Annotated in this window: 11 protein-coding genes; 4 read left to right on the forward strand and 7 right to left on the reverse strand. The window is 63.9% G+C overall.

Going from position 1 to position 15,308, the window contains the following annotated elements:
- Positions 1 to 190: 190 nt before the first annotated feature.
- The gene (locus AB6N07_RS04885; protein WP_370676692.1) at positions 191 to 1,072 is read left to right on the forward strand and encodes a methyltransferase domain-containing protein; all 882 of its coding nucleotides are present in this window, start codon (positions 191 to 193) and stop codon (positions 1,070 to 1,072) included.
- A 4-nt stretch (positions 1,073 to 1,076) separates the two neighbouring features.
- Here AB6N07_RS04885 and AB6N07_RS04890 read toward each other — a convergent pair whose 3' ends face one another.
- The 4 genes from AB6N07_RS04890 to AB6N07_RS04905 all read right to left on the reverse strand — a co-directional run bounded on the left by AB6N07_RS04890 (position 1,077) and on the right by AB6N07_RS04905 (position 4,123).
- Positions 1,077 to 1,274 (reverse strand): Flp family type IVb pilin, encoded by a 198-nt coding sequence (locus tag AB6N07_RS04890; RefSeq protein ID WP_370676693.1) that lies wholly within the window; start codon positions 1,272 to 1,274, stop codon positions 1,077 to 1,079.
- A gap of 109 nt (positions 1,275 to 1,383) precedes the next feature.
- On the reverse strand, positions 1,384 to 1,806 hold the full coding sequence (gene mutT, locus AB6N07_RS04895; protein ID WP_370676694.1) for an 8-oxo-dGTP diphosphatase MutT: 423 nt from the start codon (positions 1,804 to 1,806) through the stop codon (positions 1,384 to 1,386).
- Between the two features lie 128 nt (positions 1,807 to 1,934).
- On the reverse strand, positions 1,935 to 3,176 hold the full coding sequence (gene argJ / locus AB6N07_RS04900; protein WP_370676695.1) for a bifunctional glutamate N-acetyltransferase/amino-acid acetyltransferase ArgJ: 1,242 nt from the start codon (positions 3,174 to 3,176) through the stop codon (positions 1,935 to 1,937).
- Positions 3,177 to 3,241: 65 nt separating this feature from the next.
- Entirely contained in the window at positions 3,242 to 4,123 is an 882-nt protein-coding gene (locus tag AB6N07_RS04905) for a peptidylprolyl isomerase (protein WP_370676696.1), read from the reverse strand.
- A 361-nt stretch (positions 4,124 to 4,484) separates the two neighbouring features.
- On the opposite strand from AB6N07_RS04905, the gene secA reads away from it, so the two are divergent.
- The 3 genes from secA to clpB all read left to right on the forward strand — a co-directional run bounded on the left by secA (position 4,485) and on the right by clpB (position 10,717).
- Positions 4,485 to 7,235 (forward strand): preprotein translocase subunit SecA, encoded by a 2,751-nt coding sequence (gene secA / locus AB6N07_RS04910; protein WP_370676697.1) that lies wholly within the window; start codon positions 4,485 to 4,487, stop codon positions 7,233 to 7,235.
- A 210-nt stretch (positions 7,236 to 7,445) separates the two neighbouring features.
- Positions 7,446 to 7,913, forward strand: a complete 468-nt coding sequence (gene rirA, locus AB6N07_RS04915) for an iron-responsive transcriptional regulator RirA (protein WP_370676698.1) — start codon at positions 7,446 to 7,448, stop codon at positions 7,911 to 7,913.
- Positions 7,914 to 8,119: 206 nt separating this feature from the next.
- The gene (gene clpB / locus AB6N07_RS04920) at positions 8,120 to 10,717 is read left to right on the forward strand and encodes an ATP-dependent chaperone ClpB (RefSeq protein WP_370676699.1); all 2,598 of its coding nucleotides are present in this window, start codon (positions 8,120 to 8,122) and stop codon (positions 10,715 to 10,717) included.
- Between the two features lie 56 nt (positions 10,718 to 10,773).
- Here clpB and AB6N07_RS04925 read toward each other — a convergent pair whose 3' ends face one another.
- From AB6N07_RS04925 to AB6N07_RS04935, 3 genes are all read right to left on the reverse strand, one after another.
- Complete coding sequence (locus AB6N07_RS04925; RefSeq protein WP_370676700.1) at positions 10,774 to 11,487, reverse strand: DUF554 domain-containing protein; 714 nt, start codon at positions 11,485 to 11,487, stop codon at positions 10,774 to 10,776.
- Between the two features lie 79 nt (positions 11,488 to 11,566).
- On the reverse strand, positions 11,567 to 12,571 hold the full coding sequence (locus AB6N07_RS04930) for a TerC family protein (RefSeq protein WP_370676701.1): 1,005 nt from the start codon (positions 12,569 to 12,571) through the stop codon (positions 11,567 to 11,569).
- A gap of 203 nt (positions 12,572 to 12,774) precedes the next feature.
- Positions 12,775 to 14,751: a M23 family metallopeptidase gene (locus AB6N07_RS04935; RefSeq protein WP_370676702.1), complete on the reverse strand. Its 1,977-nt coding sequence runs from the start codon at positions 14,749 to 14,751 to the stop codon at positions 12,775 to 12,777.
- Between the last annotated feature and the right edge of the window lie 557 nt (positions 14,752 to 15,308).

Raw genomic sequence — 15,308 nt, forward strand, 5'->3', positions numbered from 1 at the left:
AGTTAAGCATGGATCAGTCTCCGCGCCCAGAGGTTGCGGGGTCGGTGCCCCGGTTTGACGCCTCGCCCGTCGCCGCCTATCACGGTGGCGATCTTGCGGGCAAAGAGCCGATCGATCCGGGTTGGCTCGCTTTCCGCATCCGCCTTGTCCGAAACCATCTTCGATGGATGCTTCAGCTGGACCGCCGCCGATGACGCCCATGATCTTCGACCGTCACCTTTTCGCGCGTCGCCGGACGCGGGCGCTTGCCGAGCGGCGATCAGGTGCGGACTTTCTGCTGGCGCTTGCCGCCGACGATCTCGCCGACCGGCTCGCCGCCGTTGATCGGCATTTTTCGCGGGCGCTGGTCGTCGGCGACCCGACCGGCTTGCTGGCGGCCCGAATCGCCGCTGGCCGGGTCGATGAGGTGGTGCGCGCCGACCTGCTCGTCCCTGGCACTGATGGCGGCGGCGCCGTGGTGATCGACGACGAGGCGTTGCCGTTTGCCAGCGGTGCCTTCGACCTTGTCGTATCCTCGCTGGCGCTGCAGTTCGCCAACGATCTGCCGGGTGCGCTGATCGAGGTCCGGCGTGTGCTGAGGCCCGATGGCCTGTTTTTGGGCGTACTGGCAGGCGGCGAAACGCTGACCGAGCTGCGTCAGGCCTTTCTTATGGCCGAGAGCCGGCGCTCGGGCGGTGTATCGCCGCGTGTCGCGCCCATGGGCGAGGTGCGCGATCTTGGTGGCCTGTTGCAGCGAGCCGGCTTCGCGCTGCCGGTGGCCGATCAGGATCGACTGACGCTGCGCTATGCGAGTGCCCTGGCGCTGATGGACGATCTCAAGGCAATGGGCGCGACCAGCGTGCTGGTCGACCGCCAACGCGGCCTTACCGGGCCGGCGCTGTTTGCCGAGGTCGCGGCAGTCTATCAGGATATGTTCGCCGATCTCGACGGGCGCGTCCGGGCAAGCCTTACGCTGGTGTCGCTGTCGGGCTGGGCACCACACGAAAGCCAGCAGAAGCCGCTCAGGCCAGGCAGTGCCAATATGAGGCTCGCTGATGCGCTGAAGGCTTCGCCACCAAGCAATGATGGCTGATCGATCAGCGCGACAACGTATCCGAGACGGAATTAAAGGTGTTGCTGATTTGGTTGGAGACGTCGGTCAGCGTCATCATGCCGAGCAGCGCCAGACCGATCATCATCATGAGTATGCCATATTCGATGGCGGTGGCGCCGTTGGTGTCGCGCAACAAGGTGTAGGGCCGGCGCAGGCGCTGTTTCGGACGCTTCTCCGCCATGCTGTCGCCTCTTCCTGTTCCGGAAACGTGGCGAGCGACCGGCGCGGCCGATCACCCATGCGCAGGCTCCATCTTAGCGGCAAAATTGTGATAATTTCGTATATGGCGGTTACAAAGAACGACTGGAAAGCGGAGATAGTAGATCCGTGAGATGTGGGATCAGCGGGGCATCGGCCGGTGGCATTGGATAGTCGCGCAGCTTGGCTGGGCGAACCCAGGCGATTGCCTGTCCCTCACGGCCGGATATTTCGCCTTCCCAGCGACGGCAGACGTAGAGCGGCATCAGGAGATGGAAATCGTCATAGGCGTGGCTGGCGAAGGTGAGCGGGGCGAGGCAGGCGTGCTTGACGACAATGCCAAGCTCTTCGGCGAGTTCGCGGATCAGCGCATCTTCCGGCCGCTCGCCGGCTTCCAGCTTGCCACCGGGAAACTCCCATAGGCCGGCGAGTGTTTTACCCTCCGGCCTCTGAGCCAGCAGGATACGTCCGTCGGCGTCGATCAGAGCGCAGGCAACGACCAGCACCATCTTCATCTGCCGCTCTCCAGACATTTGGTTGCCCGCATCCGCCTAAAATCCTGAAGATTTTTCCAGCGGATGCCTTGCCGCTTATCTCGACACATCTGCTTTTTTGAAAAGTCTGCAACTTTTCGGGCAGATGCTTAGCTGCGGTAATCGCCGTTGATGGCGACGTATTCCTTGGTGAGGTCGCAGGTCCAGACCGTGGCGCAACCCTTGCCGAGGCCTATATCGGCGCGGATGACGATCTCGTCCTTGCGCATCGCCGCCGAGGCGGCTTCCTCGGAATAGTCGGGGTCGCGCTCGCCGTCGACGGCAACGCGGATGCCGCCGAAATAGATGGCCAGACGATCGCGATCGGCCGGCTCGCCGGCCTTGCCGACGGCCATGACGACACGGCCCCAGTTGGCATCCTCGCCGGCGACGGCGGTCTTGACCAGCGGCGAGTTGGCGATGGCAAAGGCGATACGCTTGGCTGAGGCATCGTCGGTGGCGCCGGTCACATTGACCTCGATGAACTTGCGAGCGCCTTCGCCGTCGCGCACCACCATCTTGGCGAGGTCGGTGAGCAGGCCGTCGAGAGCGGCGCGGAAAGCGGCAAGGCGCGGGTCGGCCGGGTCGGTAATACGCGGCGCGCCATGGGGCGCCGCCTTGCCCGTCGCAAACAGCAGCAGCGTATCCGACGTCGACGTGTCGCTATCCACAGTGATCGAATTGAAGGACTGCCGTGTCCCCTTGCCGATGAGGTCCTGCAGCACCGGGGCAGCCAGCGGCGCATCGGTGAAGATGAAGGACAGCATGGTCGCCATGTCCGGAGCGATCATGCCGGCGCCCTTGGCCATGCCGTTGATCGTCACCGGTACACCACCGAGATCGACCGTGGCGGTGACCACCTTCGGGAAGGTGTCGGTGGTCATGATGGCGCGTGCGGCGTCGAGCCATGGCGCCGGCGCCATGCGGCCGGAAAGCTCGGCGAGCACTGCCTCGAACTTCTTGGGATCGAGCGGTTCGCCTATAACGCCTGTCGAAGCGAGGAACACCTCGCCGGCCGGCACGCCGAGAGCGGCGGCAACGTAGGCGGCGGAGGCTTCCACCGTCTCGCGGCCCTTCTTGCCGGTGAAGGCGTTGGCATTGCCCGAGTTGACCATCACCGCCCGCGCCTTGCCGGCGGGCAGGTTGGCGCGGCACCAGTCGACCGGCGCTGACGGGCACTTGGATGTGGTGAAGACGCCGGCCACTTCGGTCCCCTCGTCGAGGGCAACCAGCAGCACGTCGGTTCGGCCCTTGTACTTGATGCCGGCGGCGGCGGTCGCAAAGCGCACGCCCTTAAGGGCCGGCAGCTCGGGATAGGACTTTGGGGCGAGCGGTGACAGGTTTCCGGACATCTTCGGCTCTTCACGAGGAGATAGCGGACCCCGGCCGACGGGCGGCCGGGGCGGATAGGCGTCTATTACTTGGCGGGAGCCGGCGTTGCCGGGGCGGCGGCCGGATCGGCAGGCGCGGCGGGCGGCGTCAGGATCTCGATCTTGGCCTCGCCGCGCATCTTGGCGAGCGTCTCCTGATACTTGTCGCGCTGGACCATCTGGATCACCTGCTCGCGCACTTGGTCGAGGGTCGGCACTGGCTGGGTGCGGCGTTCTTCGACCTTGATGATGTGATAGCCGAACTGGCTCTTGACGGGCTTGGTCGACGTCTCACCGGGCTTCAGCGCGAAGGCTTCTGCTTCGAACTCAGGCACCATCTGGCCCTTGGCGAAGAAGCCGAGGTCGCCGCCGTTGCCCTTGGAGCCCGGATCCTGCGACTTTTCCTTGGCGATGGCTTCGAAATTGCCGCCATCGGCGAGCTGCTTCAGGATGGCATTGGCCTCATCTTCGGTCTTCACGAGGATGTGACGGGCGTGCACTTCTTCCGGCGGCGTGTAGCTTGCGATGTCCTTTTCGTAGCGGGCCTTGACGTCCTCGTCGGAGATCTTGCCCTGCAACTCGTCCTCGACATAGGTATTGCGCAGGGCCTGCGCTTCGAGGAAGGCCATACGCGCCTTGTATTTCGGGCTGTCGGCAGTGCCAGCCGCCTTGGCGGCGTCGGCCACCACATGCATGTCGACGAGCGCGTCGACCACCATCGAGCGGCGCTGTGCCTCGGGCACCTGAGCAAGCTGCTCGCCGAACACGTCGGTGGCCATCTGCACTTCGGTGGCAGTGATATCCTGGCCGTTTACGCGGGCCACCACGTCGTCGGCCGAGGCCGGCAGCACGGAAAGGGGCAGCGCGAGGAGAGCGGCGGCGAGAAGACCGAGGCGACCGCGAGTGCCGGTTGCGGGAGCAAAATTCATCGGGACGATCCTGTCTTCGGTCCGGCACCCGGGAGATCGGGCCGGCACCGTGATGGCAGCCCTATAGCGCGCTCGGCGCGCGGCGGCAAATTCTCCGTAACGGCGCGGACAAAAAAACAGCCTCTCGCCGTATCGCTGTGGGAGCGGTGCATCACCGAAGACCAATCGCATCGCGCGGTCGCGGGAAGCGCCGATTCCGGCCATCCGGGTGGGGCCAGCGTTGACATATCTCCGACCCCGCCATAGATGGAGCGTGGCTCGGCAGGTCGGGCGAACGGTTGGCCCAGAACCAAACGCTGGGCGTCGCCGCTTCCCTTTCCCGCACCTGCACACGGAATTCTGATCGAAGGGATGGGCTGCCATGGTCGGCCTCGGCGGATTAGCACGCAAGATTTTTGGTTCGGCGAACGACCGCCGCATCCGCTCCTATCGCCCCACCGTTGAGGCGATCGGCGCGCTCGAGGCGGAAATGGAGGCGCTTTCCGATGAGGCGCTTGCCGGCAAAACCCTCGAATTCCGCGAGAAACTCGCCGCTGGAACCGATCTGGAGACGCTGCTGGTTCCCGCATTCGCCGTTGTGCGTGAAGCGGCCAAGCGCGCCCTCGGTCAGCGCCATTTCGACGTGCAGCTGATCGGCGGCATGGTGCTCAACGACGGCGACATCGCAGAGATGAAGACCGGCGAAGGCAAGACGCTGGTGGCGACACTCGCCGTCTACCTCAATGCGCTGCCGGGCAAGGGCGTCCACGTCGTCACCGTCAACGACTACCTCGCCAGCCGCGACGCCGAGTGGATGGGGCGCGTCTATCGCTTCCTCGGTCTTTCCGTCGGTATCATCGTCCACGGCCTTTCCGATGACGAGCGCCGCGCCGCCTATGCCTCGGACATCACCTACGCCACCAACAACGAGCTCGGCTTCGACTATCTGCGCGACAACATGAAGTACGAGAAGGCGCAGATGGTGCAGCGCGACCATCACTACGCCATCGTTGACGAAGTGGACTCGATCCTTGTCGACGAGGCGCGTACGCCGTTGATCATTTCCGGTCCGCTCGAGGATCGCTCCGAGTTCTACAACACCATGGATACGTTCATCCCCGGCATTGCCGAGGATGATTTCGAGATCGATGAGAAGCAGCGCACGGCCATCTTCTCCGAGATCGGTACCGAGCGGATGGAAGAGCGTCTCCGCGCCGCGGGCCTCTTGAAGGGCGGCTCACTCTACGACGTCGAGAACGTCTCGGTTGTCCATCATCTCAATCAGGCGCTCCGGGCGCACAAGCTGTTCCAGCGCGACCGCGACTACATCGTGAAGGACAACGAGGTCGTCATCATCGACGAGTTCACCGGCCGCATGATGCCGGGTCGCCGCTATTCGGACGGCCTGCACCAGGCGCTGGAGGCCAAGGAGCACGTGCGCATCCAGCCGGAGAACCAGACGCTCGCCTCGATCACCTTCCAGAACTATTTCCGCATGTACGACAAGCTGGCCGGCATGACCGGCACGGCGTCGACGGAGGCGGACGAGTTCGCCGACATCTACGAGCTCGAAGTCGTCGAGATTCCGACGCACCGTCCGATCTCCCGCATCGACGATCACGATGAGGTCTATCGGACCGTCGAGGAAAAATACGCGGCGATCATCGAAACCATCCGCGTCTGCAAGGAGAAGGGGCAGCCGATCCTGGTTGGCACCACCTCCATCGAGAAGTCCGAACAGCTGGCTGAGCTTCTCATTAAGCGCGGCTTCCAGCAGAGCGATCCGGACGTGCTGATGGACGGCGACAAGCCGGTATTCCAGGTGCTCAACGCTCGCTATCACGAGCAGGAAGCCTACATCATCTCGCAGGCCGGCCTGCCCGGCGCCGTGACGATCGCCACCAACATGGCCGGCCGCGGTACCGACATCCAGCTCGGCGGTAACGCCGACATGCTGATTGCCCACCGCCTCGGCGACGTTCCGCCGGGACCGGAGCGCGATGCCCGCGAGGCGAAGATCCGCGAGGACGTCGCCCGCCTCAAGGAAAAGGCGCTCGCCGCCGGTGGCCTGTTCGTGCTCGGCACCGAGCGCCACGAAAGCCGGCGCATCGACAACCAGCTGCGCGGTCGTTCCGGCCGCCAGGGCGACCCCGGCCAGTCGCGCTTCTATCTTTCGCTTCAGGATGACCTGATGCGCATCTTCGGCTCCGACCGTATGGACGGCATGCTGCAGAAGCTCGGCCTGAAGGATGGTGAAGCCATCATCCACCCGTGGATCAACAAGGCCCTCGAAAAGGCGCAGCAGAAGGTCGAGGCGCGCAACTTCGACATCCGCAAGAACCTTCTCAAGTTCGATAACGTCATGAACGATCAGCGCAAGGTGATCTTCGAGCAGCGTATCGAGCTGATGACCGAGGAGAGCGTTGCCGACACCGTCGCCGACATGCGCCGCGAAGTGATTTCCGCCCTGGTGGCGCGTCATATCCCCGAGAACGCCTATGCCGAGCAGTGGGACGTCAAGGGTCTGCATGACGCGGCGATCGAGACGCTGAACGTCGACGTTCCGATCCCCGATTGGGCCAAGGAAGAGGGCATTGCCGATCAAGAGATCGAGGAGCGGCTCATCGCCGCCGCCGATGCCGACTTTGCCGCCCGTGAGGAACGCGTCGGCTCCGAGCTGATGCGCCGCGTCGAAAAGGCGATCCTGCTGCAGACGCTGGACAACCTGTGGCGCGAGCATCTGGCTCACCTCGACCACCTGCGCTCCGTGATCGGCTTCCGTGGCTATGCCCAGCGCGACCCGCTCAACGAATACAAGACCGAGGCCTTCTCGCTGTTCGAGGCGCTGCTCAACGATCTTCGCCGTCAGGTGACGGCGAACCTTGCTCGCGTCGAGATCCGGCAGGCGCCGCCCGAAACGCCGGCCTTCGACGAAGGGGTGCTATCGGCCCATCACGCCGATCCGGCGACCGGTCTCGAGCTGGAGCCGATCGGTATGGAATCGAATTTTGTTGCCGCGCCCGTCGAACGCGATCCCAACGACCCCGCCACCTGGGGGCACATCGGCCGGAACGAGCCGTGCCCCTGCGGCTCCGGCAAGAAATTCAAGCACTGCCACGGCCAGTTCGCCTGAGGGTTGGCCTACGCGTCCGGCCGGGAAGTCATCGACTTTCCGGCCGGATGAGGGCGTCGGTTAGACAATTCGTCGATATTGTTGCCCGAAAGGGCTGTCATAAAAGCTGATCAGCAATTGCACGAATTATGTCTGCCTGTGCAAAGGCGCATGCTGGATCTGAACGATTAATCTTGACTTTTAATGTCAACTCTTTAATCAGATGGTGTCATGCGCCTTACCCAAGCAACCAATTATTCGATCAGGGTGCTGCTCTATTGCGCGGTGAATCCCGACCGCCCGAGCCGCGTCGCTGACATCGCGGCCACCTTCGACATGTCGGAGACGCACCTGTTCAAGATTTTGAAGGTGCTGGTGGATCACAAGTTCATCGAGACCATTCGCGGCCGTCACGGCGGCCTGAAGCTCGGCAAGCCGGCCGAGGATATCAAGCTCGGCGACGTGATTGCCGCCACCGAGGAAAGCTTCCAGATGGCGGAATGCTTCTCGGAGGATGGACACAAGGACTGCCCGCTGATCCTGTCCTGCGAATACAACCGCGTGCTGCGCGAGGCGCTGGGCGCCTTCTTTGCCGTGCTCGACCGCTACACGGTGGCCGATATCGCCAAAGACCGCTCGATGTTGCGCGACGCGCTCGGCATCGACGATCTTCTCCATCCGGCGCTTGCCAGCGCCTGACGCGGTTCGTCACGTCGTTTTTTGAGCCCGCCCGGCGGTTTCCGTCGTGGTGGGCTTTGTCTTTTCTTGCTGCCCCTTTTCGGCGCTCGCCTCGTTCCCCATATTGATCGGCGAGGGGCAAGGGTCATGTCCCAATCTCCAAGATATCCAGACGCTTCCGCCGGGCTTCGGACGGCGGGACGCGGGCTCCAGGAAAGGATGTCCATATGAATTTCGAAAAATATACCGAGCGGGCGCGTGGTTTTGTCCAGTCGGCGCAGACCATGGCGCTTGGTCGCGGCCATCAGCAGTTCGCGCCGGAGCATCTGCTCAAGGTCTTGCTCGACGATTCCGAGGGCATGGCCGCCGGTTTGATCAACGCCGCCGGTGGCGATGCCGGCCGGGCGCTGTCCGCCGTCGACAAAGCGCTCGATGCGATGCCACAGGTCTCGGGTGGCAATGGCCAGCTCTACCTGACGGCACCGACCGCCAAGGTTTTCTCAACCGCCGAAGCGCTTGCCGACAAGTCGGGTGACAGCTTCGTCACCGTCGAACGGCTGCTGATCGCGCTGGCCGTCGAGGCCGATGCAGGGACGGCGAAGATCCTGAAGGATGCCGGCGTCACCGCCAATGCGCTCAACGCGGCGGTCAACGAAATCCGCAAGGGCCGCACCGCCGACAGCGCGTCGGCCGAGAGCGGCTATGATGCGCTGAAAAAGTATGCGCGTGATCTGACGAAAGCGGCGCGCGACGGCAAGCTCGACCCGGTGATCGGCCGCGACGAGGAGATCCGCCGGACCATTCAGGTGCTGTCGCGCCGTACCAAGAACAATCCGGTGCTGATCGGCGAGCCAGGCGTTGGCAAGACGGCCATCGCCGAGGGGCTCGCATTGCGCATCGTCAACGGCGACGTACCGGAGAGCCTGAAGGACAAGGAACTGCTGGCCCTCGACATGGGCGCGCTGATTGCCGGCGCCAAGTATCGCGGCGAGTTCGAGGAGCGCCTCAAGGCGGTGTTGTCGGAGGTGACGGCGGCGGAGGGTGGCGTCATCCTGTTCATCGACGAGATGCACACGCTGGTCGGCGCCGGCAAAGCCGATGGTGCGATGGATGCTTCCAACCTGCTGAAGCCGGCGCTGTCGCGCGGTGAGCTGCATTGCGTTGGTGCCACCACGCTCGACGAGTACCGCAAGTATGTCGAGAAGGACGCGGCGCTGGCCCGGCGTTTCCAGCCGGTGTTCGTCGACGAGCCGACGGTGCCCGACACCATCTCCATCCTGCGCGGCATCAAGGAGAAATACGAGCAGCACCACCGGGTACGCATCACCGACGCGGCGCTGGTCGCGGCGGCAACGCTGTCCAATCGCTACATCACCAATCGGTTCCTGCCCGACAAGGCGATCGACTTGGTCGATGAAGCCGCGGCGCGGCTCAGGATGCAGGTGGATTCCAAGCCGGAGGAACTCGATGAGATCGATCGGCGGGTCATCCAGCTGCGTATCGAGCAGGAGGCGCTGAAGAAGGAAACCGATGTCGCCTCGCGCGATCGGCTGGAGCGGCTGGAGCGTGAACTCGCCGACCTCGAAGAGGAATCCGCGGGGTTGACTGCCCGCTGGAAGGCGGAAAAGGACAAGCTCGGCCACGCCGCGGAGCTTAAGCGGCGGCTCGACGAGGCGCGCAACGACCTCGCAGTCGCCCAACGCAAGGGCGAATATCAGCGGGCCGGCGAGCTTGCCTACGGCGTCATTCCGGGCCTCGAAGGCGAACTGAAGGTGATCGACGAGGCAGCGGCTGGCCAAGCCAACGGCATGCTGGAGGAGGCGGTGACGCCTGACCATGTGGCGCAGGTCGTCTCCCGCTGGACGGGAGTTCCCGTCGACAGGATGTTGGAGGGCGAGCGCGAGAAGCTGCTCAAGATGGAGGACGAACTTGCCAAGCGCGTCGTCGGTCAGGCCGAAGCGGTACACGCCGTCTCAACGGCTGTTCGCCGTGCCCGTGCCGGCTTGCAGGATCCCAACCGTCCCATCGGTTCGTTCATGTTCCTCGGACCGACCGGCGTCGGCAAGACCGAGCTGACCAAGACGCTCGCCGCCTATCTGTTCGACGACGAGCACGCCCTGCTGCGCATCGACATGTCCGAATACATGGAGAAGCATTCGGTCTCCAGGCTGATCGGCGCGCCTCCGGGCTATGTCGGATACGATGAGGGCGGCGCGCTCACCGAGGCGGTGCGGCGGCGGCCCTATCAGGTGGTGCTGTTCGACGAGATCGAGAAGGCGCATCCGGATGTCTTCAACGTGCTGTTGCAGGTGCTTGACGACGGTCGCCTCACCGACGGCCAGGGCAGGACGGTGGACTTCAAGAACACGCTGATCATCCTGACCTCAAACCTCGGCTCGGAATATCTCGCCAACCAGAAGGAGGGCGAGGATGTCGAAGCGGTGCGCAACGAGGTGATGGGTGTGGTGCGCTCGGCCTTCCGGCCGGAGTTCCTGAACCGGCTCGACGAGATCGTGCTGTTCCATCGCCTGAAGCGGTCGGAGATGGGTGCCATTGTCGACATTCAGCTCAAGCGCCTGGAGACGCTACTCGAGGATCGCAAGGTGACACTGACGCTCGACGATAGCGCCCGGGCCTGGCTCGCCGACAAGGGCTACGATCCGGTTTACGGTGCCCGGCCGCTGAAGCGCGTCATCCAGCGCCAGATTCAGGACCCGCTGGCTGAGCGCATCCTGGCCGGCCATATCCACGATGGCGACACGGTGACGGTGACCGGCGGCAGCGATCGGCTGCTGTTCTCGGAAATCCGCGACGTCGCGGCGTAAGCAGCGCTGGTGTAAAAACATCGGACCGGCCGGGGTAACTCGGCCGGTTTTTATTTTTAGAACGCCATCGACCACAGCACCGACACCGGCATGGCGAACAGCAACCCCGGCAGCATGTTGCCGATCGGGAAGGTCTTGATGCCGCAGATGCGCAGGCCGGTGGCGAGCATCATCACGCCGCCGGTGGCCGAGAAGTCGGCGATCATCGCCGGTGTGGTCAGCGGCATCAGCAGTGTGGCACCGAAAGCCAGGGCGAGCTGAATGGCCATCTGCGGGATGGCGATGGTGGCGACCGACAGGCCGAGCGCCGTCGCGAAAATCGCAGCGGTAGGCAGGTCGAGGAAAGCCTTGGCGATCAATACGCTCGGGTCGTGCGTCATGCCCTCGTTGAGCGCGCCGAAGATGCCGGCGCCGGAAGCGCAGAACAGCACGAGGATGGCGACGAAGCTTTCTATGAAGGCCTCGTGGGAAATGCCGCGCGGCGTTGTCGCCACCTTCTCCACCAGTCGCTTGGCAAGGCCGCCGACCAGCGCGAGGCCGTCCTCGATGCGGACGAGTTCGCCGACGAGCGCGCCGAGCACGGTGGCGATGACCATCACCGGCATGTGGGCGACGCGGGCGATCAGCACCACGCCCATGGCCATCGACGAGACGCCGAAGGCGAGAGGCATGCCGGTCCGGAGGCGCTCCGGCATGCGGTGGGCGATGAGCGCGCCGCCAAGCGCGCCGAGGATGATGGCGGCGCCGTTGATAAAGGGTCCGATGATCATGAGGCCGTTCCGTTGGGGTCGGCCTTCTATACCCCTCCGGCTGGCACTCGCCAGCCGGCTCACTGCGATGTGATGATTTTTATGAGCTGTTTCCGGCGAGCGGCAGTTTTTTGGCCTCCCGCCGCGTCTTCACAAGGCTGACGACGACGCCACCGGCGATCAACGCGAAGGTCACGCCCAGCGAGATGGCGGCGGGGAACTTGTCGAGGCCCATGAGTTCGGCTGCGAACACCTTGCCGCCGATGAATACCAGCACCAGGGCCAGAGCCGGTTTCAGATAGCGGAAGCGGTGGATCATCGCGGCGAGGGCGAAATAGAGGGCGCGCAGGCCGAGGATGGCGAAGATATTCGAGGTGTAGATGACGAAGGCGTCGGTGGTGATGGCGAAGATCGCCGGCACAGAGTCGACGGCGAAGATGATGTCGGCCGCCTCGATGAGCACAAGGGCAAGGAACAGCGGCGTCGCGTGCAACGCCACGCGACCACTGCCGGCCAGGGGCTTCCTTACGAAGAAATGGTCGCCTTCGAGCTGATCGGTAACGTTGAGCCGGCGGCGCAGGAAGCCGACCAACGGGTTCTTGGCGAGGTCGTGTTCCTTGTCCTCGGTTACCAGCATCTTGATACCGGTCAGGACCAGGAAGGCGGCGAACAGATAGAGGAGCCAGTGGAACTCGGCGACCAGGGTGGCGCCGGCACCGATCATGATGCCGCGCAGCACGATGACGCCCAAGATGCCCCAGAACAGCGCCCGGTGCTGGTAGCGCCTGGGAATGGCGAAGAACGAGAAGATCAGCGCGATGACAAAGATATTGTCGAGCGCCAGCGTCTTCTCGATGACGAAGCCGGTGAGATAGGCGAGGCCCGCCTCGGCCCCGATGTGCCACCAGACGAACCCACCGAACATCAGGCCGATGGCGACATAGCCGCCCGACATGACGAGACTTTGGCGGATGGAGATCTCCTCCGACTTGCGGTGGAGAACGCCGAGGTCGAAGGCGAGCAGAAGGGCAACGAGCGTCAGGAAGGCCAGCCACAGATAGAGCGGGGTTCCGAGCCAGGGGGTGACAACAAATGTGAGGTCCAAAGTCGCGAACTCTGCCGGCGGAATGCGTCGACAAAGGTCCGACATCGCAGATGCGCCGGCGGCTTCTGCCAGAGGGGCCCGGACCTAACGGGTCAGGGCAGACATGGGGCGGCTCTTGCTTCCGTTCAAGGGCGCCCGCACCAAGCGCGAAAGCCGAGGACCGGAGCCCCGCCGGCTATTGAGGCAGAATAAAAGGGATTTCCTCAGCCGCCGTTCGCCGGAGCGGTCGCGGCGCGGGCCGTCTGGCTGTCGCCGGCGAGCAGCGTATCGACGCGGTCGCGCTCGGACTGGAAGGCGGCGAGCACGGTACCGTCGAGGGTACGGCCCTGCGGCAGCTTGATCCGGAGCGGATCGACCGGCGTGCCGTTGACATGCACTTCGTAGTGAAGGTGCGGTCCGGTGGACAAGCCTGTCGTGCCGACATAACCGATCACCTGACCCTGGCGGACGCGAATGCCTTCCTTGATGCCCTTGGCGAAGCCGGTCTGATGGCCGTAGCCACTGGCGTAACCGTTGGTGTGCTGGACCTCGATATAGTTGCCGTAGCCATTCTTCCAGCGGGCATAGGTGACGATGCCGTCGCCGGCCGCCATGATCGGCGTGCCACGCGGCGCGGCCCAGTCCACACCGGTATGCATCTTCACGACCCCGAGCAGCGGATGGTTACGAGCGCCGAAGCCCGAACGGAAGGTGCCGCCCGACATCGGCTTGCGCATCAGGAACTTCTTGGCGCTCTTGCCGCTGTCGTCATAGTAGTCGACCGTGCCGTCGTCGGGTGCGCGATACCTGTAGAAGCGTCGCTCCTTGCCACCGAGGGTGATCGAGGTGAAGACGATCTCGCCGTTGTCGGTCTCCTCGCCATTGTCGCCAAGCGTATAGACCATCTGGAAGCTGTCGCCCGGCTGGATGCGCGTGTTGAAGTCGAGGTCGAAGGAGAAGACGCGCACCAGCTCGTCGATGAGGGCCGGCGGTACGCCATTCTTGAGCGACGTCTCGTAAAGGCTCTCGTAAAGGCGTGGCCGCGGGTTGTTCTCATCGCCGTCGGCTCCGGTGTCGGCCTGCTCGGTGGCCGGCGGCTCGTCGACGGTGATATAGCTGCCGTCGTCGCCGAGGCCCACCGAGCCCAAATGGCCGCCATCGCGATAGATAGAGACGAGGATGGGCCGATAGCGCGCCGTCTCGTCGTTCGGGTCGGGGGCGAGGCGGATACGCACCTCGTCGCCGACCTTCAAAAGGCGCAACCGGTCGGCCTTGTGGAAGGCGAGCACGATGTCGCCGGCCTCGTCGTCGGTCGCTTCGTTGTCGGTCAGGAGCTGCTCGAGCGGTTCGTCGGCCTCAACGGCGACGCGACGGTCTTCGTAGGCGTGGCCGGTGCTGGACGCTGTAGGCTCGGCCGTGGTGGTCGGTACGAAGGAGACATTCTCGGGGATGATGCGGACACCGAACTGGTCGAGCGAGGTGGGCTCGGCAAAGCCGAAGTCGAAGCGCGACTGGTCGACCGGCGACAGCGAGGCGGTCTTGACGTTGGTGCCGTTGAGGAAGCTTGCCGCCTCGCGCACGACCCGCTCCGTCTGGGCGATGTCGAGTGGGATGGTGGCCTCGAGGCTGGGGTCGTTCACCGGGAAGTCGGTGACCTTCAGCATCATGTCGCCTTCGACGGCGGCGCCATAAAGCATCGCTTCGCCACCCTCGGAGGTGCCGGCGTTGGCGTCGGCGAAAATGCGCAGCGGATTATAAGGCGGAATGGGGTCGGTGATCTCGGCCATGTCCGAGACCAGTGGGGTCGATACCTTGGCGAATGGCTTCAGCCTGATGATGTCGTGTTCGCCATCCTTGGCAATGGTCGACACCTTGAGGATCTGTCTGGCCGGCTCGAGGTTGGCTTCCTGAACGGGAAAGTCGCTCTTGGCGATCATCTCGTTGTCGGGAGTCGGAACCACCACAGCGGAGCGGGTGACCGTGCCCGAGGGCTGAGCGATGGTCTCGCGGCCGTCGAAGGCGGCGTAGAGAGCGCCACCCATAAGAAAGGTCGAGGCGAAGGTGGCGAGCACCGTACCCGTCAACCAGCGGATCGACACGCCACGGCGGTCGGGCAGGCCTCGCGCACCAGTCGTCAGGAGCGGCGGCAGATCACCGAGCTCGACGCTATCGTTCCGGTGCAGAGGACGCGCGGCATTCATGGATGGTGTCTTGCTTCCGCCCGTTGATCTGGTGGAGCGCTTGGGTCCGAGACGAGGGACATGCCTATGGGCCCGGGCGCCTTCCTTGAATTGGCGGTGACTTTGCCGCCCCGTGTCGGGGCTTGTCAATGTCGGCTCCGCCAGCGGTGTCGCTTCTCCTGAGAAAAGCGTCGGCTGATAATCTCAGTCGGCGAAAAATGGGGCGGGAGTTGGGCATTGGCAGGCGAGAACCCCGGTTCTGCGGGAAGTTTGCCGGCTGGTGAAAAATAAGGCACAGAAATCTTCGCTGAAATTGTCGGCAACTTATCCGGCTTTCATCGTTAGGCCCCAAAAATGTCCCGGAAATCAGCCGAAAGTCGACTACCGCTCCGGGAAAACGCGTGTCACAAGACCGTGTTGACAGCCTGGGTCGTGCCCCCTATAAGCACGTTCATCGACGGCGGCGCTGCAGCGACGTAGTGCCGGCGGTCTTCTGTTGCCGGGTCCTGGCGGTGAGTTGGGGTTGTTCGGCGGTAGATTGAGGGGCTTAGTTCTCCTCGGTTCTTTGACAAGTGAAT

The sequence above is a fragment of the Pleomorphomonas sp. PLEO genome (assembly GCF_041320595.1).
Classification (GTDB): domain Bacteria; phylum Pseudomonadota; class Alphaproteobacteria; order Rhizobiales; family Pleomorphomonadaceae; genus Pleomorphomonas.

Bases quoted from the DNA above. Each gene is read 5' to 3' on its own strand.
- AB6N07_RS04885 (WP_370676692.1), top strand. From the start codon at position 191: ATGACGCCCATGATCTTCGACCGTCACCTTTTCGCGCGTCGCCGGACG.
- AB6N07_RS04890 (WP_370676693.1), bottom strand. From the start codon at position 1,274: ATGGCGGAGAAGCGTCCGAAACAGCGCCTGCGCCGGCCCTACACCTTG.
- mutT (WP_370676694.1), bottom strand. From the start codon at position 1,806: ATGAAGATGGTGCTGGTCGTTGCCTGCGCTCTGATCGACGCCGACGGA.
- argJ (WP_370676695.1), bottom strand. From the start codon at position 3,176: ATGTCCGGAAACCTGTCACCGCTCGCCCCAAAGTCCTATCCCGAGCTG.
- AB6N07_RS04905 (WP_370676696.1), bottom strand. From the start codon at position 4,123: ATGAATTTTGCTCCCGCAACCGGCACTCGCGGTCGCCTCGGTCTTCTC.
- secA (WP_370676697.1), top strand. From the start codon at position 4,485: ATGGTCGGCCTCGGCGGATTAGCACGCAAGATTTTTGGTTCGGCGAAC.
- rirA (WP_370676698.1), top strand. From the start codon at position 7,446: ATGCGCCTTACCCAAGCAACCAATTATTCGATCAGGGTGCTGCTCTAT.
- clpB (WP_370676699.1), top strand. From the start codon at position 8,120: ATGAATTTCGAAAAATATACCGAGCGGGCGCGTGGTTTTGTCCAGTCG.
- AB6N07_RS04925 (WP_370676700.1), bottom strand. From the start codon at position 11,487: ATGATCATCGGACCCTTTATCAACGGCGCCGCCATCATCCTCGGCGCG.
- AB6N07_RS04935 (WP_370676702.1), bottom strand. From the start codon at position 14,751: ATGAATGCCGCGCGTCCTCTGCACCGGAACGATAGCGTCGAGCTCGGT.